The organism is Neiella marina, from assembly GCF_002165625.1.
Lineage (GTDB): Bacteria > Pseudomonadota > Gammaproteobacteria > Enterobacterales > Neiellaceae > Neiella > Neiella marina.
The window spans coordinates 391,989-416,088 of sequence record NZ_NGNS01000001.1; the positions used below are offsets into that span (position 1 = coordinate 391,989).

A 24,100-nucleotide genomic window follows, 5' to 3' on the forward strand; every position below is an offset into this window, starting at 1 on the left:
TGCGCAAATCGATGCCGATTACTGCGGCTATAACCGGACTTGGGTCATATCGAAGATTTGATTCAACTGCTAACCTAAGCGTCGTATTAATTATTGAATGGACAAGGAAATCACTCATGAAACTGTTACGGACAACGGTGGCAGCGTTGCTATTGGCAACGCTCTCTGGCTGTTCGCTGTTTGGCGAAAAAGTCGAAGTACCTCCCGCTTATGTCGGCAAAATTCTCACCAAGAACGGTTATAAACCTGAGACTGTTACACCGTCGAAATTTCGCCTTGATTCGTGCTTCGCTTATTGTGACAGACTGGTGTTGTTGGAGGCTTCTGATAGTGGCAAAACTGAAAAATTTGCCCTGTTCATGCCAAAAGATCAGCTCAACATGTCATTTGATGTACGGATGACTATCTCGGTAGATGACAGCAAAATCGACAACGTTTTCGACCGAATCCCGCCACAAAAGGGTGTCATCGCCTCTAACATGATTTACATCACCTATGCGCAACCCGTTATTCGCGATGTGGTTCGCCAGGTGATGGCCAAGTACACCATCAATGAAGTGGCTTCGAGTCGCGAGCGAATTAGTCAGGAGTTGTTTGACTCGGTCACTCAGGCATTGCGCGGCACACCAATGAACGTCAAACGCTTTGGCTTGGCAGATGTTCAGTTTCCAGCAGTAATTACCAAAGCAAAAGAGGCTGCGGCAAAGCGCCGTGAGCAGATCGCTCGTGAGCAAGCTCAGTTCGAAATTCAAAAAATCCAGCTTGAGCGAGAGTTGGAGCAGGCCAAAATGATGCGCGCTATCGACCGTGAAAAGGCGGAGGCAACCAAAGAGGTGAATGCCATTCTGGCGAAATCAGTGACCGATAAGTACTTGGCTTATCGCTCGCTAGAAGTGCTTGATAAGATGGCCGACAGTGAAAACAAGGTATTTGTACCAGTCGAGGCCCTTGGCACCGTAGGCCTTCAGCAAGCTGTGTTTGCTGATCAGGTATCGAAAACGGCCAACAGTAAGTAGGTGACAGCAATGACGTGGCAAACAAGCAACTGGTTGGTCGGCATATTTGGCAGTTTCGCTACTTTGGTGGCAGTCATCATGGTGTTAGCGATAATCGGTTGGATAGGCTCTTACTGCTATTGGCAGTGGCCGAATCGCCACGTCAGTCTGCCGACTTTGTACTTCGGCGTGCTCTGGCGCTTGGCGCTCGGTTTGGTGCTAGTCATGGCGTTATTTACCTTTAGCAGCAACTCGCCAAAGGTGACGCTAGAGCCTGACTATGCAGCAGAGCAAGAGGCGAGCCAGCAACAATTGAGCAAGCCCACTGAGCCCATCAATGACTTATCTCCTGAGCAGCTGACCCCAGAGCAACGCAGCGCCAAACTGGAAGCGCTCAGAGAGCAGCAAAAGCAACAAACAGAAAACGAGTAGGGTAGCGCACAGAGCTTCGAAGAGGTAGCGAGTTACAGCGAAGTCGTGCTTCAACAAGCAGGGATGCTTGTTGCAGAGCGTTCCATGGATGGACTTGAGCGTCACTACTTCGTTGTAACTTGCTGCCGATTACACTCCGAGCACAGTAAGCTAGGAATCAACTTCCAACTCAGACACGTCGTGAATACTTCCCTGTAGACTCTGCCGCAGCTTCCCTGCTGCGGAAGGTCTTCGTCGAAAGTTCATACCTAACTTCCGTACCGTTCAGAGCAATCAAACAGCCCACACAACTTCAAAGAGGTAACGAGGTGCAACGAAGTCGTGCTTCAACAAGCAGGGATGCTTGTTGTAGAGCGTTCCATGGATGGACTTGAGCGTCACTACTTCGTTGTAACTTGCTGCCGATTACACTCCGACTAGCAAATTCAGGCAAAAAAAAAGCTCCCGAAGGAGCTTTTTTGGTACCTGAACTGGTATTAACCAAAACGTTGCTTGGTGTATTCCACCACGCGTAGCTGGGCAATTGCCTTAGAAAGCTCTTGCGCTGCTTTTGCGTAATCGAAGTCTGCACTGTGCTCAGCGATTTGCTGCTCTGCGCGACGTTTTGCTTCGGCCGCTTCGGCCGCATCAATGTCAGTGGCTCGAATCGCAACGTCAGCCAACACGGTGACGTTACCAGGTTGAACCTCAAGCACACCGCCCGAGAGGTAGAAAACTTCCTCATGGCCGTGCTGCTTGACAATGCGAACCATGCCAGGCTTGAGTTGAGTCAGCAGTGGTGCGTGACCGGCGTTAATACCGAGTTCACCTTCACTACCAGCAACTTGCAGGCTCTCAACGCGGCCACTGAAAATTTCGCTTTCAGCGCTTACCACATCAAGGTGTACCGTCATTGCCATAGCTTGCTCCTAATGGTCGTTGATGCTTAAACGTTTTGCGCTTTCTCAACCGCTTCGTCAATGCTACCAACCATGTAGAAGGCCTGCTCCGGCAAGTGGTCATATTCACCGGCCAAGATGCCTTTAAAGCCATGGATAGTATCTTTCAGCGATACGTACTTACCAGGAGAACCGGTGAATACTTCCGCTACGAAGAATGGCTGAGACAAGAAACGCTGAACTTTACGAGCACGGGCAACGATCAGTTTGTCTTCTTCAGACAATTCGTCCATACCCAAGATCGCAATGATGTCTTTCAGCTCTTTATAACGTTGTAGCTGAGACTGAACTTCACGCGCTACATCGTAGTGCTCTTGACCGATAACCAGAGGGTCCAACTGACGAGAAGTTGAATCCAGTGGGTCAATCGCTGGGTAAATACCCAAAGCAGCAATGTCACGGCTCAGTACCACGGTCGCATCCAAGTGGGCGAAGGTGGTTGCTGGTGACGGGTCAGTCAAGTCATCCGCAGGTACGTATACCGCCTGGATCGACGTAATCGAGCCAGTTTTAGTCGAAGTAATACGCTCCTGAAGAACACCCATCTCTTCAGCCAGAGTCGGCTGGTAACCTACCGCCGATGGCATACGACCCAACAGTGCAGATACCTCAGTACCAGCCAGGGTGTAACGATAGATGTTATCGATGAACAGCAGTACGTCACGGCCTTCATCACGGAATTTCTCTGCCATTGTCAGACCGGTCAAAGCAACGCGCAAACGGTTACCCGGTGGCTCGTTCATCTGACCATATACCATGGCTACTTTAGATTCGGTGAAGTTCTCAACGTTAACAACGCCAGCTTCCTGCATTTCGTGGTAGAAGTCGTTACCCTCACGAGTACGCTCACCTACACCAGCGAACACTGACAAACCCGAGTGTTGCAGGGCGATGTTGTTAATCAGCTCCATCATGTTTACGGTTTTACCTACACCGGCACCACCGAACAGACCAACTTTACCACCCTTGGCGAACGGACATACCAGGTCAATAACCTTAATGCCGGTTTCGAGCAGCTCAGTTGAGCTTGATTGATCTTCATAGCTTGGCGCTTCACGGTGAATTACGTAACGCTCTTCTTCACCGATTGGGCCACATTCGTCAACAGGCTCACCCAAGACGTTCATGATACGACCAAGTGTCGCAGCACCAACAGGAACCTGAATACCTTTACCTGTGTTACTTACTGGTTCGCCGCGGCGAAGACCGTCAGAAGCACCCATGGCAATGGTACGAACGACACCACCACCGAGCTGCTGCTGAACTTCCAGTACCAGACCTTTGTCGTCTACAGTCAACGCATCGTAGACCTGTGGTACGGCTTCTTGTGGGAACTCTACGTCCACTACCGCGCCGATAATCTGGACGATTTTACCGTTACTCATTGTATTTCCTCTGAATCTCGTTTGATTCCCTACCTACACAGCAGCCGCACCGGAGACGATTTCAGTCAACTCTTGGGTAATACCGGCCTGACGGGCCTTGTTGTATACCAGAGTTAAATCGTCAATCAGGTTGCCTGCGTTGTCAGTTGCGGCTTTCATCGCAACCATACGTGCAGCTTGTTCACATGCTAGGTTTTCTACCACGCCCTGATATACCTGCGATTCGGTGTAACGAATCAAAAGCTGGTCAAGCAGCTCTTTGGCATCTGGCTCGTAGATGTAATCCCAACGATGCTTCAAATCGTCGTCATCTGACTTAGGTAGAGGCAGCAACTGATCAATGGTCGGATCCTGCTTCATGGTGTTAACAAACTTGTTGCTCACCACGTAGAGGCGGTCAATTTCACCATTATCATATTTTTCCAGCATCACCTTCACAGTACCAATCAGGTCCTGTACCGATGGGCTGTCACCCAGACCGGATGCTTGCGCAACAACATTGCCACCTAAGTGAGCAAAGAATGCGGTTGCCTTGGCACCGACAAGGGCCAGATCGACTTCAACATCTTTGTCTTGCCACTGTTTCATATCTGTAATCACAGATTTGAACAGGTTGATGTTCAAGCCGCCACACAGGCCGCGGTCTGTAGAAATAATAATGTAGCCGACACGCTTGGCTTCTCGTTCTTCCAAATAGGAATGACGATACTCCAAACTACCAAGCGCAATATGACCAATCACTTTGCGCATATTCTTGGCATATGGTCGAGATGCAGCCATTTGTTCCTGCGCTTTGCGCATTTTACTGGCTGCGACCATTTCCATCGCGCTGGTGATCTTCTGAGTGTTTTTAACACTCGCGATCTTCGTTTTAATCTCTTTTGCGCCGGACATCTTCTACTCCAAACATTGAAGGCAGGCCTCGCGGCCTACCTCTTAATAGGTTTGTGTTGCGACGAACTTATCGAGTGCTTCTTTCAAAGAAGCCGCGATGTCGTCGTTGTAGTTGCCCGATTCGTTGATGGTGTTCATCAACTCAGCGTACTCACTGCCTACGAACGAGTGCAGAGCGGCTTCAAAATCATTGATTTTGGCCAATTCTACATTGTCCAAGTAGTTGTTCTCTGCAGCATACAGAGTAACCGCCATTTCAGCAGTGGACAGCGGCGCGTATTGAGCCTGTTTCATCAGCTCGGTAACACGTTGACCGTGCTCCAACTGACGACGAGTCGCGTCATCCAGATCCGATGCGAACTGAGCAAATGCTTGTACTTCGCGATACTGAGCCAGTGCAGTACGAATACCACCACCGAGCTTCTTGATGATTTTAGTCTGAGCAGCACCACCTACCCGAGATACCGAAATACCTGGGTTCACCGCAGGACGAAGGCCAGCGTTGAACATGTCAGATTCCAAGAAGATCTGACCGTCGGTAATCGAAATTACGTTGGTTGGTACGAATGCTGAAACGTCACCCGCTTGGGTTTCAATGATTGGCAACGCAGTCAAAGAACCGGTTTTGCCTTTCACTTCACCGTTGGTGAACTTCTCAACATACTCAGCGTTAACACGAGCAGCACGCTCTAGCAGACGCGAGTGGAGGTAGAATACGTCACCTGGGAATGCTTCACGGCCTGGTGGACGCTTGAGCAACAATGAGATTTGACGATAGGCAACAGCCTGCTTCGACAAATCATCATAGATGATCAGCGAGTCTTCACCGCGGTCACGGAAGTATTCACCCATGGCACAACCAGAATATGGGGCCAAGTATTGCAGCGCTGCTGCTTCAGAAGCAGATGCAACCACAACAATGGTGTTTTCCAGAGCGCCGTGTTCTTCCAGCTTACGTACCACGTTAGCGATGGTCGATGCTTTCTGACCAATTGCGACGTAGATGCTGAAGATGCCAGAGTTTTTCTGGTTAATGATGGCATCAATTGCAATCGCCGTTTTACCGGTTTGGCGGTCACCAATGATCAGCTCACGCTGACCACGACCGATTGGGATCATCGAGTCAATTGCTTTAATACCAGTCTCTACCGGCTGAGATACGGATTGACGGTCAATTACGCCCGGTGCAATCACTTCAACAGGAGAGAAGCCGTCGTTGTCGATTGGGCCTTTACCATCGATTGGCTCACCCAAGGTGTTAACAACACGACCCAACAGGCCACGACCTACTGGAACTTCCAGAATACGGCCGGTTGACTTAACTTTTACGCCTTCCGCTAGGTCAGCATAAGGACCCATTACAACCGCACCAACCGAGTCACGCTCAAGGTTCAGTGCAATTGCATAGCGGTTGCCAGGCAATTCAATCATTTCACCTTGCATTACATCAGCAAGGCCATGAATACGGATAATACCGTCGGAAACCGAAACGATCGTACCTTCGTTTCGCGCTTCACTTACTACATCGAACTTCTCAATACGTTGTTTGATCAGTTCACTGATTTCTGTGGAATTCAGTTGCATGCTCTAATTCCCCGATTAGGATTGCAGCGCTTCTGCCAGGCGCTCCAGTTTGCCACGCACTGTGTTGTCGATGACCAGGTCGTCGACCTTGATGATCATGCCGCCAACTAATTCAGTGTCGACAGTGCAGTGGAGACGAACTTCACGCGCAAGGCGTTTGGTCATAGCTTCGGTGACTTGCTTCTTCTGAGCATCGGTCAACTCATTGGCTGATGTTACGTAAACATCGGCTTGCTTTTGATGCTCGGTCACCAGTTCAGCATAAATATCCTGAACATCTGGCAAAGCTGCCAGACGACCATTTTCAGCCATTACCTTAATCAGGTTCTGACCGTGTTCATCACACTCGTCACCGCACACCTGAATGAACAGGTCGGCAATGCGCTCTGGCGCTTCACCGCTCGCCAACAGAGTGGCGACTGTTTCATTCTTGGCGACTTCCGCCGCAAAGGACAGCATGGTGGACCATTTGTCTAACGCCTTTTGCTCAACAGCAAAATCAAATGCTGCTTTCGCATATGGACGGGCGACAGTTGTCAGTTCAGACATTCGTCAACCCTCCGTTATAGCTCAGACGCCAATTTGTCCAAGATGTCGCTATGCGCAGCAGGATCGATGGAACGCTCCAAAATTTTCTCAGCACCGGCAATTGCCAGAGCAGAAACTTGGGCACGCAGCTCTTCACGAGCGCGATTGCGTTCAGACTCAATTTCAGCTTGGGCTTGAGCAAGAATTTTTTCACGCTCAGCTTGGGCTTCAACTTTGGCTTCATCAACGATCTGGTTTTTGCGCTTGTTTGCCTGTTCAACAATTTCGCTGGCTTCTGATTTAGCCTGCTTGAGTTGGTCCTTTGCTTTCACATCGGCCAATTCAAGACGCTTCTCAGCTTTTTCTGCATCCGCGAGACCGTCAGCAATTTTCTTCTGACGCTCTTCAATGGCTGCCAATAATGGCGGCCAAACAAACTTCATACAGAACCAAACGAAAATAAAAAAGGCGATGGTTTGGCCGATAAGGGTAGCATTAATACTCACGACCGCTCCTCCTTCGTTGGTTCGATTCGCTGGTTAATATTCAAGTAGAAAAACAATGTTTTTCAGATATTAAAGAGCGAACAGCATGTACAGACCGATACCTACACCGATCATGGTTACAGCATCAAGCAGACCAGCAACGATGAACATTCTAACTTGCAGTTGCGGGGCTAATTCAGGTTGACGAGCTGAGCTTTCCAGGAATTTGCCACCCAGCAAACCGAAGCCGATACCGGTACCTAGGGCACCAAAACCGATCAGAAGTGCTACGGCGATAAATTTAAGACCCAGTACAGTTTCCATTGGTGTCTCCAATCAATTGGTTGTTATGTGTTAGTAAAAAAGTAAAGTCTAATTAATGGTCTTCACTGGCCATGCTTAGATAAACAATGGTCAGCATCATGAAGATAAAGGCCTGCAACGTGATGACCAGAATGTGGAAGATAGCCCAGCCAAGCTGAAGCACACCTGCCAAGCCGCCTAGCAAAATGCCAGCGCCGTACATAATGGCAATCAAGATGAAGATCAATTCGCCCGCGTACATGTTGCCGAACAAACGCAAGGCAAGCGATACAGGCTTCGCAATCAGGGTGACACTTTCCAGCAGTAAGTTAACTGGAATGAATAACGCCTGAACGAATTTGTTTGGAGAGCTGAACGGGTGAAGCGTCAACTCTTTCACTAACCCAGAAACACCTTTGACACGAACGGTGTAGAACAAGATCAGGAAGAACACACTGATACTCAGGGCAAATGTAATGTTTAAGTCGGTTGAAGGCACCACTTTCATGTAAGGAATGCCAGCGGCCATGGCTGCTTCTGGGATCCAGTCAACAGGTACCAAATCCATCAGGTTCATCAGGAAAACCCAGACAAAAATGGTCAACGCCAACGGCGCGATCAAGCGACTACGACCGTGGAAAGTGTCTTTGACGTTTTGGTCAACGAACTCAACGATCATTTCAACAAAGCACTGGAGTTTGCCTGGAACGCCGGTGTCGGCTTTTTTGGCAACAGAGCGGAAGAGGAACAGGAAAGCAACACCAAGGATTGCAGCCCAGAACAGTGAGTCAACGTTGAGCGTCCAGAATCCTGAACAGTGACCGTCAACTACATTCTCGGCAGCACAAACCTGAAGGTTTGTAAGGTGGTGCTTGATGTACCCTGCGGAGGTCAGAGTTTCACCTGAGGCAGCCATAAATCATCCCGATTTTCTATTTAGTTTTTAAAAACAACGGCCCGAGCCAAACCGGTACCATGCATGCACCATATGCAAGCATGACCCATTCGGCATGAGGCCTGAATAGTAGCAGTGCGACAACCAGAATTATCACACTGGAAAAAATTTTTATCGCTTCGCCAAGATAGAAAGCTCGCACCGTGGCTTGCGCCATGCGTGCTCCTGAAAAAGCAAAAGCAAGATAAACGAACAAGGTATACGGAATCAAGGCTGCTGAGCACCCCAATCCTGCGGCAATCGCTTGCTGAACACCAAATCCAAGGCCTAATGCAATTATTGCAACTGCAACGACCAGTTGGGCTCGTACCAAAGTTCTAGCTAGATTCAATCCAGCCGATTGTATCCGTCGCTGAGAATGGCCCGGACCGGTATGACCATCTCGTAAAAAAACGAAACTAAACATGACCTATCTCAATTTTTGCGACAAAGCTGGCGGATTCTAAGACTTTTTGTCGTTAAAAAGCAACCAATTCCAGTCACCATTAACAATTACTACAGCAAGCCAACAATTACGCAACATTCTCAACCAGCGATAAACTGCCAATAACCTTAGTTTATTCGGCTTAAAATGCCATCCAACTCGTCGAGGCTACTGTAATTAATCACTAATTTACCTTTGCCTTTGTCATTGCAGGAAATAGCGACATTTGCCCCTAAACGCTCACCAAGAGCAGTTTGCAGTGCTTCAACGTTTGGATCGATGGTTTTAGCCTTTGCTGGCTTCGCTGGCGTTAACAATTTTTTCACCAATTTTTCAGTTTCTCGAACTGATAATGCTTTGGCGGTAACGGTGCGTCCGGCTTCGACCTGAACGTCGCCTTCCAGCGCCAATAACGCGCGTGCATGGCCCATATCGAGGTCGCCATGCTCTAGCATGGTCTTAACGGGGTCGCAGAGGCTATTCAAGCGCAATAGGTTAGTCACCGTAGTGCGTGACTTACCAACGGCCTCAGCAACCTGCTGATGGGTCAGTTCGAACTCATTCATCAGACGGTCTAGGGCAATGGCTTCTTCCATGGCATTGAGATCTTCTCGCTGAATGTTCTCAATCAAGGCAATGGCAACTGCTGCGTTATCTTCAACTTCTTTGACCAGACATGGCACCACGTCCAGACCCGACTGCTGTGCGGCACGCCAGCGGCGCTCACCGGCAATAATTTCATAATCGCCATCGCTGACCGGGCGAACCACGATAGGCTGAATAATACCTTGCGCCTGAATAGAGCTAGCGAGCTCTTCCAGCGCCTCTGCTGACATGTCTTTACGAGGTTGATATTTGCCCGGCCGAAGCAGCTCAATCGGCAACTTTTTCAATTCGTTGGTCGATTCTGGAGATGGTTGTTCACCATCTAGCTCTTGATTGTCAGCGGTTTTATCGCGAGCGGCCTGGCTATTGGAAAGCAGCGCTTCCAGCCCCATTCCTAAGCCTCGTTTTTTAGCAGACATGAATTGCAGCGTCTCCCCACCTAAGCGGCGGTCTCGTTATTATCGTCAGAAGGTTGTTCGGCTCGACGTAAAATCTCGCCAGCCAGAGACAAGTAAGCTTTCGAGCCTGTCGAGCCCTTGTCATAGTACATCACAGGCGCGCCAAAACTGGGTGCTTCAGCGAGACGGACATTGCGAGGGATCACGGTGCGATAAACCTTATCGCCAAAATGGGCCCGTAACTGATCCGACACATCATTAGCCAAACGATTTCGTGGATCAAACATGGTCCGCAGAATGCCTTCAATGTGAAGGTCTGGATTGACCACAGACACCAACTGATTAATGGTTTCAAGCAGTGCCGTTAGTCCTTCTAAGGCATAGTATTCACACTGCATCGGTACCAATATCGAATTGGCGGCCGACATTGCATTGACAGTCAGTAAGTTCAGCGACGGTGGGCAATCGATAAAAATGTAATGGTAATGGTCAAGGAAAGGCTTGAGCGCGTTACGAAGTCTCACTTCACGCGCGAATACTTCCATGAGCTTAATTTCAGCGGCAGTCACATCAGAGTTGGCAGCAACCAGATCGTAACCACCGGACGTGTTCTTTACCGCGACTTCTTCGAGCGGTTTCTCATCAACCAGCAGTTCATAGGCGGTGTGCTCGACATCGTACTTATCGACACCGCTCCCCATGGTGGCATTACCTTGCGGATCGAGGTCGATCAATAACACCTTGCGTTTGGTTGCAGCCATGGAGGCTGCCAGATTTACCGCCGTAGTGGTTTTACCTACGCCGCCTTTCTGATTGGCAATTGCAATTACCTTGCCCACGGGAACTCCGGCTTTCACTTAAGTGGATGCTTTGTCTATGACGATTAAATGCCGCTCTTCCGGGAGCTGAAAAACATCCAGCTGATGGCTCACCGAAACTGAAAAATTATCAGGTAATTCAGCAAGTTCTTCAGTAGGGTATTGACCTTTCATGGCCAAAAATTGAGTTCCCAGATGACCGCACCAGCTGAGCATATCATTGATTGAGGCAAACGCGCGACTGAGAATTGCATCGAACTGGTGTTCATCACCAAAGCTTTCCACCCGACTTTGAACTGGCTCAATATTCTCTAGTTTCAGCAAGTGTTTGACTTGAGTCATAAAGCGCACTCGCTTGCCAAGACTATCGAGCAATACAAAATTCGCTTCGGGCAATGCGATAGCGAGCGGGATCCCCGGCAAGCCAGGTCCAGTGCCGACATCAATGTAATTGCCTGTGGGGTTCAAATGAGGCACCAACGCCAGACTATCGAGAATATGACGAATCATCATATCGGCCGGCTTGCGCACTGAAGTCAGGTTGTAGGCCTTGTTCCATTTATCGAGCTGTTCGACGTAAGAAACGAGTTTGCGTTGTTGCTCAGCGGATAAATCAAGCTGCTGATGCTCGAGACCGGTAGCAAGTAGTTCGGCAAGTTGACTCATATCAAGCAGATTTCCTTAACAAACCCATTTTCTTCAAGTGAACCAGCAACACGCTGATCGCAGCCGGAGTGATGCCAGAGATCCGTGATGCCTGACCAACACTTTGCGGCTTGGCGTCGTTGAGCTTAGCAACCACCTCATTTGACAACCCAGGCACTTGAGCAAAATCGAGCTCAGTCGGCAGCAGGGTGTTTTCGTGGCGTTTTTGCTTAGCAATCTCATCAAGTTGGCGCTCAATGTAACCGGCATACTTGATTTGCACCTCAACCTGCTCGGCGGCTTCGGAGTCATCAAGGCCTGGGCCAATGCCGTCGATCGACATCAGATCTTGGTAATTCATTTCCGGTCGGCGCAACAGTGTTTCCAAGCTGTGCTCTCGACTTAACGGCGTTTTTAGCAGCGGGTTGAGCTGCTCAGCAGTGGCATGACTCGGGTGGACCCAATTGTCTTTTAAACGCTGTTTTTCCTGCTCTACCGCTTCCATTTTGTCACTAAAGCGCTGCCAGCGGGCGTCATCAACCAAGCCCAACTCACGACCTTTTTCGGTTAAGCGAATATCGGCATTGTCTTCACGCAGCAGCAGTCGGTATTCGGCACGACTGGTGAACATGCGATAAGGCTCTTTGGTGCCCAAGGTTGCTAGATCATCGATCAGCACACCGAGATAAGCTTGATCGCGGGTTGGTGACCAAGGCTCTAAATCGGCGGCTTGCCGCGCCGCATTTAAACCAGCGATGAGGCCTTGAGCGCCGGCTTCTTCGTAGCCAGTGGTGCCGTTAATCTGCCCAGCGAAGAACAAACCGTTAATGATTTTGCTCTCAAGCGAGGCTTTCAGATCGCGCGGATCAAAGAAATCATACTCAATGGCATAACCAGGACGAGTAATATGCGCTTGCTCAAAACCTTTCATCGAGCGAACCAGATTGACCTGAACATCAAACGGTAAGCTGGTTGAAATGCCATTTGGATACAATTCGTGGGTCGTCAGGCCTTCAGGTTCGACAAAGATCTGGTGAGCATTTTTATCGGCAAAGCGAGTCACCTTATCTTCAATTGATGGGCAATAACGAGGCCCAACGCCTTCGATCACACCGGTGAACATTGGGCTGCGATCTAACCCAGCGCGGATAATATCGTGGGTTTCGCTATTGGTATGGGTGATATAACACGGGATCTGCTGAGGATGCAGATCGCGCGATCCCATGAACGAAAACACCGGGGTAGGGGTGTCGCCTGGCTGTGCCTGCATGACCGAAAAGTCGACGCTGCGAGCATCAATACGCGGTGGCGTACCGGTCTTTAACCGATCAATACGTAGCGGCAGCTCGCGAAGCCTGTGGGCTAAAGCGATCGCCGGTGGATCGCCAGCTCGGCCACCAGAATAATTCTGCAAACCTATGTGGATCTGCCCTGCCAGGAAGGTACCGGTGGTTAACACCACGGTTGTTGCCGACAATCGCAGGCCCATTTGAGTCACCACACCTTTGACTTGATCGCCTTCAACGATCAGATCATCACAAGCTTGCTGGAAGACTTGTAGATTAGGTTGATTCTCAATGACTTGGCGTATTGCGGCTCGGTACAGTGCGCGATCGGCTTGCGCCCGAGTGGCACGAACTGCTGGCCCTTTACTGGCATTTAGAATGCGAAATTGGATCCCTGCGCGATCGGTTGCTAAAGCCATAGCGCCACCTAGGGCATCTATTTCTTTGACCAAATGGCCTTTGCCAATACCACCTATCGCCGGGTTACACGACATCTGGCCAAGCGTTTCAATGTTATGGGTTAGTAGTAGGGTTTTGCTACCAATACGAGCTGCGGCAAGGGCTGCTTCAGTACCTGCATGACCACCACCAATCACGATCACATCAAAGTGTTGGTCGAGATTCATGGAATATTCCTCAAGTAAAACGTAGCCGAGTATTTTAACCGCGAAGTGAGCGAAGAGAAAGCAAAGGATCAAATTGGATCTGAGTTCTGATCATTAAAGATCATTAAGAAGATCTTTATATGATCTTGTTTTTATATTTATTAAGGAACGCGATCTTTGTGGGTAAGTGATTTTTTGTTAAATAAATCAATATCTAACAGCGTTTGTTATTTGTGATCTAGTTGGGATCTGCAGTTGTGTATCCAGTGATCAAACCCTTTGGTTATCCACAGGGCTAAAGGGTTTCGATCTTGTCCAGTGGATAGCCAAGTTAGGATCAATGGATATTAATAGGGTTATCCACAGCCCTAATCGGTTAAGTATTGCTCAATCCAACCTTTTAGCCACCGTTGCGCAGGTTCTTCGGGCAGTGAATCGACTTGTACATCGATATGTAATGGCTGCCCAAGACGCTTGGCACCGGTTTGTTGCAGTAGCTGATCGAGGGTGATGGAGGCTTGGTTGAAGGTGTCGTAACTGGTGTCGCCAATGCCGATCACACCATACTGGAGATGACTTAAATCTGGGTTCTGGCCTAAATAGTCTGCCAGCGGCTCAATGTTGTCTGGTAGATCACCGGCGCCATGAGTTGATGAACAGATCAACCAAACGGCATTGTCGGTTAAGGCGGCAATATCGTCAAAATCAATATGAACTTGGCAGTTATGGCCGGCAGCAGCAAGATCGTCCGCTAAGCAGTCAGCCACGTATTCTGAGCCGCCAAGCATAGAGCCAACTAAAATATGAATGTTAGTCATTGAGTGTCATTAATTGTGTAAGTAAAGCAATATCATAGCTTGATTATTGGCTATTTCAGTGGTTTTCATAGCGGTGTTGGCAGTAATCAATCGCTTGAATCGAAAATAATCAATTGGTTTAATAACGATTCGGCAACACTTCCCCTATTGCCGGTTATTCTTCTGGATCGTAGCGATCCGTTTTTATCTGTGACTTTCACAAGGAGAGCGAGGATGTCCCTTGCCAACAAATCTATTATCGCCAGTGCATTACTAGGCGTTTCGTTCGCTTCTCATGCTATTACGCCTATTGATACTTCCGCTGATCCGAAAGAAGGTTTTAGCGGCTCAGTTGGCTTGGGCTTGAAAGGTAAATCTGGTGGTAAAGACGAGCAGGAATACAACATTAGTCTGCTTGGCCGCCATGTTGCTGGTGAGCGCACATTACTATTAGTCACCGACTATAACTATGGCGAAACCAACGACAAAAAAGATGAAGATGACCTGTTCCTGCATACGCGCTGGATCCAGAACAACTTCTTCCGTCCGAGCTTAGATCTCGAAATGTTTGCCCAGTATCAGTATGACAAGTTTGATGATCTCGAGAGTCGCAAGCTGGCAGGTTCAGGTGTGCGTTGGCGTTTCAAAAGTGAAGATGATGCTGGTGTTTTGAATACCACCTTCGGTGCTGGCGGCTTTGTCGAAGAAGAAGAGTCTGAAAGCACGGGTGAAACCGAATCAAACTGGCGTGGTAATTTTTACGGCAAATGGGTGTGGGATCGCAAAGGTAATTTTCCGTTTAAGCTTTATGGTCGCTTGTATGTGCAGCCGGTGCTGGATGACTTAGGCGATGTCCGCGCGACTGGTAATGGCGGTATTCAGTTTAGTATTACCGACACTATTGCGCTGAGCTTTGATGCTGAAGTGGAATACGATTCTGAGCCATTTGATGAGGCTGACAGCACTAATACCGAATACGGCGTTAAGTTAAGCTACGCCTTTTAAACTGTCTAACCACGTTGGCAGCAGTTCGGGCTGCCAACGTTCTTGTTTACCGCCATTTTAGCTGTGCTTTTTACTATGCATAAAAGACACAGTGAGCCAGAGCTTGAGTTGAATATGGCTTGATAGTTGCTGATCAAGTTCGTCACGGATCGCATCTAGTTGACCAAGATTCAAAGCAAATGTTGGATCGTTGCCAATAAAGCTCAACTCTAAACTCAATTCTCGGCCAGTCTTGGCGATGCGGCTGACGACTTCATCAAAGCCATATTGTTGTCTGATTTGCTGGCAGATCCGTTCTACTTCAATGCTTACTTTAGCATCCGGCTCTGGTGCCATCAGCATCAACTCGCGCAGACTGTGCTTTAGCGCTTCCAGCGGCATTTTAAAGAAATAGCTGGTTGCTAAGATCACCATCGCTGAGTCGACGTATTTGACCAGATAATCAAAGTCGGTACCCTTGAGCAGGAAGCCGATGACGAACCCCACCAGCACTGCCGAACTTAACAATGTGTCCATCAACCATTGTTGCTTTTCAACCATCAACAAACTTGATGCTTTGACTTGCTTGATCCGCCAGCTGATGTAGAGCCAGCTGGCTAGGCAAGCCAAAGTTGCGACAACCGAGTAAACAATGGCTGACTCAATATTGGTGTCACTACCGCCATTGAGCAAGTCGATAATGGCGGTAATAAAGGCGTACAAACAGATCGAGAAAATGGCCAGCGACTTAAAAAAGATCGCCAATGGCTCTATTTGGGCGCGGCCGAATTGGAACTTGTCGTCGTCTTCTTTGCGCAGCAGGCCAGACACATAGAGTGAGATGGCCGATAGGATGACGCTAATGAAGGAATAAATGCCATCAAAAATAAGCATCTGCGAGTCGATTAAGAAGCCCCAAATAAAACCCAAAAATGCAAAGCCTACTGCTGCAATAACAGAAAACATCAATATGTGTTTTTCGGCTTTTTGTTTACTAACCGCCATATCAATACCGTTCGGCACCATGCCGCAAAGAAAAGGGCGGACGTTATACAGCCAAATGTCGCTAGGGTGGTAGTAATTTATTGTTGTTTTTTTGTTCGATTTTAAAGCGGTGGTTTAGCAGCAATCCCAGGTAAGTACCTGGTTAGCGTTTCATGAGCTACATCATGTATTTGTTAATTGAATGCCAGAACCATCAAGCTGGTTGTTGTCAGCTAACAACAGCTTGCTCATAATGAATTCAAATATTGTTAACAATAGACAATTTCATGAATCATCTCAATTTGGCCATGCTATTGGCGCTTCTCACTTTATTTGCCGCGCTTGCCAATGCTGCTGACAAGCGCCCTAACATTATTGTGATCCTCTCAGATGACGCAGGATTTACCGATCTCAATAGTTTTGGCGGTGAAATTGACACCCCAAATTTAACCGCGTTGGCTAATCAAGGTGTGCGTTTTAGTTCGTTCTACACCAATGCGCGCTGCAGTCCAACCCGAGCCACTCTACTTAGTGGCGTTGATGCTGCTCATGTCGGCTTTGGCGGCGGCGTGGTCGGCGATTGGGTTCGAGAGCTGCCATTTGACGCTCATCGCGCGCGTTTGCCGTACCATCAACCATTGGTTTCTGAGTTGTTAGCTGGCAATGGTTATCAAACCATGATGGTCGGCAAGTGGCATTTGGGTGGTAGTTATATCAAGCAACAGCCGCATTTGAAGCAGTGGTGGCTCGATAGCCACCCGCCGATGATGAAACTGACCGATGAGGAGATGGAGCAAGACTATCTGGCATTGCCGCCCCAGCGCGGATTCCAGCAAAGTTTTGTTTTTCATGGCGCCCAGGGCAACTTGTTTTATACCCCAGATGACCAGCATGACTACTATGAGGGTAACCAGAAAGCCAAACTGAAATACGATTACGACTACCAAATGCATTGCTATGCCGACAATGCGTTTAGCAAAAAGCACTATGGTGCTTGTCATGGTAAATCAGGCAAAAATTTTTATGCCACCGACAGCATGACCGATCGTGCCGTTGAAATGATTCAACAGGCCGCGAAAAAAGACCAACCTTTCTTCATGTATGTTGCTTATCGGGCGCCACATAAACCGTTGCAAGCGCCGGAACACTTGGTGCAAAAATACCTCAAGCGCTACGCTGATCTGCAGAAAATTGCCGATGATCGGCACGCTGGCTTGGTAGCTCAAGGGTTGTTTCCTGCCAACGCAAAAACGCGCAATGCCAATGCCATGTGGACTGAACAATCAGCGCAGAAAATTGAAAAATTCCGTCTTCAATCTGCTGTTCATGCGGCCATGATGGAAAAAATGGATGAAAACATTGGCAAGTTGCTCGAAGGCCTGAAAAAGACTGGGGAATACGACAACACCCTAGTGCTGTATTTTTCTGACAATGGTTCGGCATCGCACATCGGTGACCTAATGAATGCGCCATACACTGGCGTTAAAGCCTTGTTGTGGGAAGGTGGCGCTCGCGCCCACAGCATTGCCGCTTGGCCTGGTGTCATTGCGCCTGGCACCATCAATGATGATGTCGTTTGGGTTGGTGATTTGCTACCGACGTTTTTAGAAATTAGCGGCACTGAATTTCCAGCGCAATTCCGCGGCGCAACGCCACGACAACCTGATGGTCGCAGTATCCTAAAGAGCTTAAAAGGACAGTCGATGGAGCCTCCTGAAGCACTGTTTTTCAACGATAAAGGCCAGCAAAGTGTGATTTATCAAGGGCGCTGGAAGCTACTCATTGAGCCGGGTTGGTATCTGCAAACCTTGGCTCAGCCCGGCACTGCATATGAGCTATATGATTTGAGCAAGGATCCGGGGGAGACCAACAACTTGGCCGCCAAAATGCCGGAGCTAGTGACGAAATTAGAGAAAATGTGTGAGGTCTGGAAACAGCAAAACAATATCGTCGACTACGCCGAAATTATTAAGATTAAGCCCAACGATCCCTATTAAATCGAGTTAGTCGACCGCCGTTCAATTGGCTTGTGAATGAACCGCTATCTGTATTCAGAGTGCGGTTTTTTCTTTCCCTTTATATCGTTGTCAACAATTTACTTTATTGGTGGATTTCAATGTTGTTCAGTACTCACGTCAATACCCTCGTCACTACTAGGCTAATCGGCTTATCTCTGATCGCCGCAATGGTCCAAGTTAGCGGTTGTTCGGTCAATCATGATAGCCCACATCCTTGCTTGTCAGCGGCGCAATCTGACTCGTGTCGGGCTATCGATTTACCCGCGATGGTCAGTAATACTAAGTCGGTCGACTTACCTTTTGTCGTTGAAGGTGAGTTGGTCAAACGGGTCAACTTAGTTGTTGATGCTCACGCCGCTTATGCCAATTTGAGTTTATATGCAGGTGAACAGTTGCTTATCGACAATCTCGATATTCCGACTCAAGGTCAGCAAACCCTCAATGTCTTGGTTAAATTTAGTCAACTAGGCCAGCAAACGTTGCGAGTGGCGGGGCGAAGTGGCAGCTTTACCTTGAAAAGCATTGAATTTGTTGAGTTGTCCGATGTTGATGTACCTGTTTTTAATGACATCTCACAACAGGTGGGACTGATCACCGAACAAACATACAAGTACGGTGGCCCGTCGATTGGTGACATTGATCGTGATGGCCATTACGACTTCGTTCTCAACAACCATAACTTTGTGTCGACTCAGTTGGTGATGAACCAAGGCAACGGTCAAGTAGAGATAACGCCGCTATTTCCGTTTGTCCAAGACTTCCATGGCTCAGCTCTGGCCGATTATGACGGTGATGGTGACCTTGATCTAATGGTGGCATTTGGTGGCGCCAATGGCACCAGTCCGACGTCGTACACCTTGCTGCGAAATGATGATGGCACCTTCAATGATGTGTCGGCGCAAGCAGGTATTAATGCGCCAGCTCGAGGACGTTCACCGCGCTGGTTAGATATGGACAGTGATGGTGATTTAGATTTGGCATTAATCAACGCCAACAACCCCAATGCCAGTGGCCCACAGCAACTTTTCTACCAGAACAATGGCGATGGCACTTTCAGCCCCAAGCGAGTTGCTGGACTTGAACAGGCATTTGGAGAGCGCGCCCTGATCACCGATTTTGATGGCGACGGCAAATCGGATTTGATGCTGTTCTCGCCGATTACCTTGTGGCGTAACAATGGCGACTTCACCTTTACCGACATGTCAGCCCAATGGCTACCGGAATCTGCGTCTGGTGAATGGGTCGACTTAGCGGCGGCTGAAATGGACGTCAATAATGATGGCCGCTATGACATCTATATTGCGCGCGGTAAAACGCTGTATGAGCTGTCGAAAAAGTCGATTGATTTTAACCCATTAACTCAAAAGATCGATATTCGTGATGATGGCGAAAAAGGCCGCACCGAGATCAGTTTTTATGCGCCAAATACCATTGTCCTCAATGAGATGAACCTGACCTATCGCCAATACAATGGTGATTTTCCAGTGTTCTTGGGCAGCAACAAAACCCGCCATGTGGTCAAAGCGACTGGTTTCCAACCAGTGCAGCTACCTGAAGAAATGAAAACCGCCGATGATCATTTGGTGATCGATATGGCGATGGCGCAAGGCTGGCCTGATGAGCAACTCGAAAATGGTTTGTACATTGGTCATTTGGGCAATGGCCAGTGGCGTGCTGAATGGGTTCGCAACAACATTGTTTACTGGAACATTTCGTTTGCCCTATCTGGCGTCACCGATGTCCGTTACGACTGGCAACCCAACAACCGTAATATTCAGGATCTGCTGCTGATTAATCGTGGCGACCATTTCGATGACCAGTCGGCTGCATGGAATTTGCCAAAAGGCGGTAATCACCGGGGAGTCACCCACGGCGATTTCAACAATGATGGCTGGACCGATTTGTTTGTTTATCGCTATGGTTTCTTAAAAGAGCGGGTCACCGATTTATTGTTGCTCAACAATGGCAATGGCAGCTTTGAAATCACCACAGTGCATGGCGCACATGATGTTGATGATCCCGGCCATGGCGATATGGGCCAAGCCTTTGATTGGGACCTTGATGGCAAAGTTGACTTGCTCAATGGCAGTGAAGAGGAAGGCTACTGGTACTTGTACCAAAACCAAACTCAAGGATTGGGGAACTATGTGTTGGTGAGCGTTGGTTATAGCCCTGAGCAACAGCTTGATCCACTAGGTGCTGAAGTGGTTGTTACCACCTCGACCGGCAAGCAGCTCACTAAACGAGTGGCATCTGCGGGAGAGGTGTTCTCTCAGGGCCAAATTGATACTGTCCATTTTGGCGTTGCTGATGCACAGCAAATTGCTTCGATTGAGGTTCGTTGGCGCAATGGTGAAGTGGCTCAGCTACACCAACAGCAGACTAATGCTTTGTATTATGTTGGTCGGCACTAATGTTGAATCGTTGAATAACAAGAGGGCTGAATGGCCCTCTATTTGCCGATACAGAAACTGCCAAATATTCGGCCCAACAAATCATCGGAGCTAAACTCGCCGGTAATTTCATTCAGGGCTTGTTGGCATTGACGCAGATCTTCGGCCAGTAGTTCGCCGGCATGGAAACCTTGCAGTTGAGCTAAGCCTTGCTCTAGATGATCATGAGCTTGATTGAGTGCTTCTAAGTGGCGCTGGCGAGCCATGAACTTACCTTCGACTGCACTTTGGTAGCCCATGCTAGCTTTTAGGTGGGAGCGCAATTGTTCAACACCTTCGCCCGATTTAGCCGACAAAGAAATAACTCGAGATTCACCTTCATCATGATGTTCAATGGCTTCGCCCGACAAATCAGCTTTGTTGCGGATCACGGTGATTTTCATAGTGTCTGGCAGTTTGTCGATAAACTCTGGCCAAATATCGTGGGGATCGGTAGCGTCGGTTTCGGTGCTGTCGATCAGGAACAATACTAAATCGGCTTCATCAATTTCTTGCCAAGCTCGCTCAATACCGATTTTCTCGACGGTATCTTCGGTTTCTCGCAACCCGGCGGTATCAATGATGTGAAGTGGCATGCCATCAATGTGAATATGCTCGCGCAACACATCGCGTGTGGTCCCGGCAATCTCGGTGACAATGGCTGATTCTCGTCCTGCCAAGGCATTTAGCAAACTGGATTTACCTGCATTTGGTCGCCCCGCCAAAACCACTTTCATTCCTTCGCGTAATAAGCTGCCTTGTTTGGCCTCTTGTTGCACCGTTTCGAGTTGGTTGATGATGCCCTCAAGCTGCTCTTCAACCTTGCCTTCGCTGATGAAATCGACACCCTCTTCATCGGGAAAGTCGATCGCTGCTTCAACGTATAAGCGCAGGTTAATGACTTGCTCCACCAGCAGGTGGACTTCATTAGAAAATGCCCCTTGCAGCGAGTGCAGGGCAGAGCGTGCTGCTTGCTCTGAACTGGCATCAATCAAATCGGCAATGGCTTCGGCCTGAGCTAAATCGAGTTTGTCGTTGAGGAAAGCGCGTTCTGAAAACTCACCAGGGCGGGCCATGCGGATACCGGGAATTTTACAAATGGCGCGGATCAGCATATCGATAACAACCGGGCCACCATGACCTTGCAGCTCCAATACGTCCTCGCCGGTAAACGAGTTGGGGGCAACAAAGTACAAGGCGATGCCTTGGTCGAGTACTTCACCATCGGCGCTGAAAGGCAAATAGTCGGCATATCGAGGCTTTGGCACTTTGCCGAGCAATTGCTCTGCCACCAATGCTGCCTTGTTGCCAGAAACGCGAATAATACCAACGCCACCGCGACCGGGAGGCGTAGCTTGGGCAACGATGGTGTCTTGATCCAACATGACGACAATTCTCAAATGACGATAACGGCGGCAGTATACCTGCTCAGTTTGCTTTGGTCAGGTTTAGCCGGTGACCATAGCGCTCTTTCCAACGTCGGAATAGCCAGCGTTCCAGTGAGTGGGCAACGATGACGATGTAGCTACAAGCAAACAAAATTTGCACCAACCGATCCCAAGATTTGGTATCAATACTGTTGTCGTTCGATAGCGCCAAGCCGCTGAACAACACCAAATAGCCAGTAATGGCCCCTGCGTATACTTTGCCAAGTTTCGAACCGACAAATATTTCGCGGCCAAAATAGACCCCGAGAGTTGCCATAAACAACAGCAAATAAGCCAAGCTTGGGATCATTACAAACAGCTCGTACGTGATGATGGCAAACAGTGCCGAGACGATATTGACGATGAAATACAGCTTGAGCGCTTTTAATGACTCCTTAGTGGAGACCTGCATCAGGAACATGGCGGAGAAAATCAGCACCAAGAGCGCGTGGGACGGCAAGAAGTACAAGTAAAACACCAATAGCGGCATTAACACGATGACGCTTTTGACTGCGATCAGAGTGCGAACAAACTCCGAATACGGGCTCGCAGGCAATTGGAAATCTTGCTGTGGCTCAGGAAAAAATATATGTGCAACGACATAAACAATAAGCGCTATCAGCGATGCTTTCATCAGGTTTTCCGTTAGAACAGTGACTGCAACACCGTTTAGTACGCCGAAGAAGCTGATAAGAACGAGGAAGATAATGCCGAATGTTGAGAGCAATACGAATTTTTGCTCGGTGCCCAAGTAGTAAAACCAAATCAGCAGCAGTGACAGCATCACAATCATGATTTGCGGCTCAAAGCCAAATAGCATGACAAAGCCGGAGAACAGCAATGGCATGACGATGAGGCTGAGTACCAACACCATGAGCCCTTTGACCGATGGTGCCGCTGGGATGGTGAGAAACTTGGCTGCTAGTACCAAGATCAGGTTGGCCAGAGGGAAGTCGAGACTAAAAGCGGCAAAGCAAGCCACCACCATGCCAAACGTCAGGCGATAGACCCGACGTTGTAACAATTGTTGTGGGTTCAGCGCGGTCATTAACGAGCGTACGACATAATGGCGACAATGCGGATCCAAATGGCGCCAAGGGTGTTGAGAATCCAACTATCGGTGGCGTAGATAATGACATCGACCTGACCGCCATGGCGCATCAGCCCTTTGAGTTCCTCTCGATTATCAAAGGTAATGGTGACCGGGAAACGCTGAGGATCGCGCATCCAACCTTTCGCTTGCTCTGACTTGGCGAGCTTTGATGGATCGGTATTTTCCCCGAAGTCTACCGCCCAAGAGATGTTGGATACGGTGCCTTTGAATACTCGGCCGGGGGCGTTGTCGAGCACCATGGCGACTGAGTCACCCACGTTAATATGCTCTAAGTTGTTCTCACGGAAGTAGGCTTCAACCCAAACATCTTCAGCGTTGATGTAACTAGCAATTGGTTTGCCTGCTTGGGCGAAGTAGCCGCGTTCAACCTGCAGATTAGCCAGTGCGCCAATGGTTTTGGCGTACAGCTTGGTGCGCGCCAAGTCCAGTTGCGCTTGTTCAAGTTGCAATAGCGCCGCTTTGATATTGGCATTGTCGGCGCCGGTAGCGCCCAATGCTCGCCGCGCTTTTTGCAAATCAGCCTCAGCGGTGATCACTCGCGCCTCGGCAGCATCAAGTTTGCCTTGGGCATCATCGGCATCCGCTTGAGAAATAATGCCTTTGCCAGCCATGGAGAAGATACGATCGGTTTGTTTGACCATAGTCTCAAGCTGAGTTTTGGCGTCAGCCAAGCGGCTTTGGGCAACTTCCACATCGGCCATTTGAGCGCCAACTTTGCTACCTGCGAGCCGCAAATTTTCTTGCGCTTGTTCGACCGCTACTTGATAGTCGGTAGGATCAATCGTGAACATCAAGTCGCCCTCTTTGAGGATCTGACTTTGTTTCACGTGAATCTCTTTGATGTGGCCTGAGACCTCAGGCGTAACTGGAGTGATATAGACCTTAACCCGCGCCAGCTCAGTGTCTGGCGCAAAGCGGTCCATGATCAAATACAGCACAAAGAATACTGCGCATAAACCAAGCAGGATCTTACTGACCTTTTGCAGCGCATCACTCTTGTTCGCTTGCTCTGCAGATTGCTGCTCGTTGTCCTTCTCTGTCATGTGATTGACTACCTTTGTGT

General features: G+C 48.8%; 23 protein-coding genes. 5 read left to right on the forward strand and 18 right to left on the reverse strand.

Going from position 1 to position 24,100, the window contains the following annotated elements; all coding sequences use genetic code 11:
* Positions 1–116 precede the first annotated feature (116 nt).
* Complete coding sequence (locus CBE68_RS01720) at positions 117–1,016, forward strand: SPFH domain-containing protein (RefSeq protein ID WP_087504333.1); 900 nt, start codon at positions 117–119, stop codon at positions 1,014–1,016.
* A 9-nt stretch (positions 1,017–1,025) separates the two neighbouring features.
* On the forward strand, positions 1,026–1,427 hold the full coding sequence (locus CBE68_RS01725; RefSeq protein ID WP_143824456.1) for a hypothetical protein: 402 nt from the start codon (positions 1,026–1,028) through the stop codon (positions 1,425–1,427).
* Positions 1,428–1,903: 476 nt separating this feature from the next.
* On the opposite strand, the gene CBE68_RS01730 is transcribed toward CBE68_RS01725, so the two are convergent.
* The 14 genes from CBE68_RS01730 to mioC all read right to left on the reverse strand — a co-directional run bounded on the left by CBE68_RS01730 (position 1,904) and on the right by mioC (position 14,099).
* The gene (locus CBE68_RS01730) at positions 1,904–2,326 is read right to left on the reverse strand and encodes a F0F1 ATP synthase subunit epsilon (RefSeq protein ID WP_087504335.1); all 423 of its coding nucleotides are present in this window, start codon (positions 2,324–2,326) and stop codon (positions 1,904–1,906) included.
* A gap of 26 nt (positions 2,327–2,352) precedes the next feature.
* Positions 2,353–3,750, reverse strand: coding sequence for a F0F1 ATP synthase subunit beta (gene atpD, locus CBE68_RS01735; RefSeq protein ID WP_087504336.1), 1,398 nt, complete (start codon positions 3,748–3,750; stop codon positions 2,353–2,355).
* Positions 3,751–3,783: 33 nt separating this feature from the next.
* Entirely contained in the window at positions 3,784–4,644 is an 861-nt protein-coding gene (gene atpG / locus CBE68_RS01740; protein ID WP_087504337.1) for a F0F1 ATP synthase subunit gamma, read from the reverse strand.
* A gap of 42 nt (positions 4,645–4,686) precedes the next feature.
* Positions 4,687–6,228: a F0F1 ATP synthase subunit alpha gene (atpA, locus tag CBE68_RS01745; protein WP_087504338.1), complete on the reverse strand. Its 1,542-nt coding sequence runs from the start codon at positions 6,226–6,228 to the stop codon at positions 4,687–4,689.
* A 15-nt stretch (positions 6,229–6,243) separates the two neighbouring features.
* Entirely contained in the window at positions 6,244–6,777 is a 534-nt protein-coding gene (atpH, locus tag CBE68_RS01750) for a F0F1 ATP synthase subunit delta (RefSeq protein WP_087504339.1), read from the reverse strand.
* A gap of 14 nt (positions 6,778–6,791) precedes the next feature.
* Positions 6,792–7,262 (reverse strand): F0F1 ATP synthase subunit B, encoded by a 471-nt coding sequence (atpF, locus tag CBE68_RS01755; protein ID WP_087504340.1) that lies wholly within the window; start codon positions 7,260–7,262, stop codon positions 6,792–6,794.
* A 69-nt stretch (positions 7,263–7,331) separates the two neighbouring features.
* On the reverse strand, positions 7,332–7,565 hold the full coding sequence (gene atpE, locus CBE68_RS01760) for a F0F1 ATP synthase subunit C (protein ID WP_087504341.1): 234 nt from the start codon (positions 7,563–7,565) through the stop codon (positions 7,332–7,334).
* A 52-nt stretch (positions 7,566–7,617) separates the two neighbouring features.
* On the reverse strand, positions 7,618–8,460 hold the full coding sequence (gene atpB / locus CBE68_RS01765; RefSeq protein WP_087504342.1) for a F0F1 ATP synthase subunit A: 843 nt from the start codon (positions 8,458–8,460) through the stop codon (positions 7,618–7,620).
* 16 nt (positions 8,461–8,476) lie between these two features.
* Positions 8,477–8,905 carry an ATP synthase subunit I gene (locus tag CBE68_RS01770; protein ID WP_087504343.1) on the reverse strand — a complete coding sequence of 143 codons (429 nt, stop codon included), beginning with the start codon at positions 8,903–8,905 and terminating at the stop codon, positions 8,477–8,479.
* 146 nt (positions 8,906–9,051) lie between these two features.
* Positions 9,052–9,948 carry a ParB/RepB/Spo0J family partition protein gene (locus CBE68_RS01775; RefSeq protein WP_087504344.1) on the reverse strand — a complete coding sequence of 299 codons (897 nt, stop codon included), beginning with the start codon at positions 9,946–9,948 and terminating at the stop codon, positions 9,052–9,054.
* A gap of 20 nt (positions 9,949–9,968) precedes the next feature.
* Positions 9,969–10,766, reverse strand: coding sequence for a ParA family protein (locus CBE68_RS01780; RefSeq protein WP_087504386.1), 798 nt, complete (start codon positions 10,764–10,766; stop codon positions 9,969–9,971).
* Between the two features lie 18 nt (positions 10,767–10,784).
* Complete coding sequence (gene rsmG / locus CBE68_RS01785; RefSeq protein ID WP_087504345.1) at positions 10,785–11,411, reverse strand: 16S rRNA (guanine(527)-N(7))-methyltransferase RsmG; 627 nt, start codon at positions 11,409–11,411, stop codon at positions 10,785–10,787.
* Position 11,412: 1 nt separating this feature from the next.
* A complete protein-coding gene (mnmG, locus tag CBE68_RS01790) occupies positions 11,413–13,302 on the reverse strand; it encodes a tRNA uridine-5-carboxymethylaminomethyl(34) synthesis enzyme MnmG (RefSeq protein ID WP_087504346.1) in 1,890 nt (629 codons plus the stop codon).
* A gap of 347 nt (positions 13,303–13,649) precedes the next feature.
* Positions 13,650–14,099 (reverse strand): FMN-binding protein MioC, encoded by a 450-nt coding sequence (gene mioC / locus CBE68_RS01795; RefSeq protein WP_087504347.1) that lies wholly within the window; start codon positions 14,097–14,099, stop codon positions 13,650–13,652.
* Positions 14,100–14,312: 213 nt separating this feature from the next.
* Between mioC and CBE68_RS01800 the strand changes: the two genes are divergently transcribed.
* Positions 14,313–15,083, forward strand: coding sequence for a DUF481 domain-containing protein (locus CBE68_RS01800; protein WP_087504348.1), 771 nt, complete (start codon positions 14,313–14,315; stop codon positions 15,081–15,083).
* A gap of 57 nt (positions 15,084–15,140) precedes the next feature.
* On the opposite strand, the gene CBE68_RS01805 is transcribed toward CBE68_RS01800, so the two are convergent.
* Positions 15,141–16,067, reverse strand: coding sequence for a cation diffusion facilitator family transporter (locus CBE68_RS01805; RefSeq protein WP_158100467.1), 927 nt, complete (start codon positions 16,065–16,067; stop codon positions 15,141–15,143).
* 266 nt (positions 16,068–16,333) lie between these two features.
* Between CBE68_RS01805 and CBE68_RS01810 the strand changes: the two genes are divergently transcribed.
* Entirely contained in the window at positions 16,334–18,043 is a 1,710-nt protein-coding gene (locus CBE68_RS01810; protein WP_087504350.1) for a sulfatase-like hydrolase/transferase, read from the forward strand.
* A 119-nt stretch (positions 18,044–18,162) separates the two neighbouring features.
* Entirely contained in the window at positions 18,163–20,478 is a 2,316-nt protein-coding gene (locus tag CBE68_RS01815; protein WP_229744604.1) for a CRTAC1 family protein, read from the forward strand.
* Positions 20,479–20,516: 38 nt separating this feature from the next.
* On the opposite strand, the gene mnmE is transcribed toward CBE68_RS01815, so the two are convergent.
* From mnmE to CBE68_RS01830, 3 genes are read right to left on the reverse strand one after another with little or no spacing between them, the layout of a single operon-like run.
* Positions 20,517–21,881, reverse strand: coding sequence for a tRNA uridine-5-carboxymethylaminomethyl(34) synthesis GTPase MnmE (mnmE, locus tag CBE68_RS01820; RefSeq protein ID WP_087504351.1), 1,365 nt, complete (start codon positions 21,879–21,881; stop codon positions 20,517–20,519).
* 43 nt (positions 21,882–21,924) lie between these two features.
* Entirely contained in the window at positions 21,925–22,971 is a 1,047-nt protein-coding gene (locus tag CBE68_RS01825; RefSeq protein WP_087504352.1) for a DUF2955 domain-containing protein, read from the reverse strand.
* The gene (locus tag CBE68_RS01830) at positions 22,971–24,080 is read right to left on the reverse strand and encodes an HlyD family secretion protein (RefSeq protein WP_087504353.1); all 1,110 of its coding nucleotides are present in this window, start codon (positions 24,078–24,080) and stop codon (positions 22,971–22,973) included. Before CBE68_RS01830 ends, CBE68_RS01825 begins: the two co-directional genes overlap by 1 nt.
* Positions 24,081–24,100: the final 20 nt, after the last annotated feature.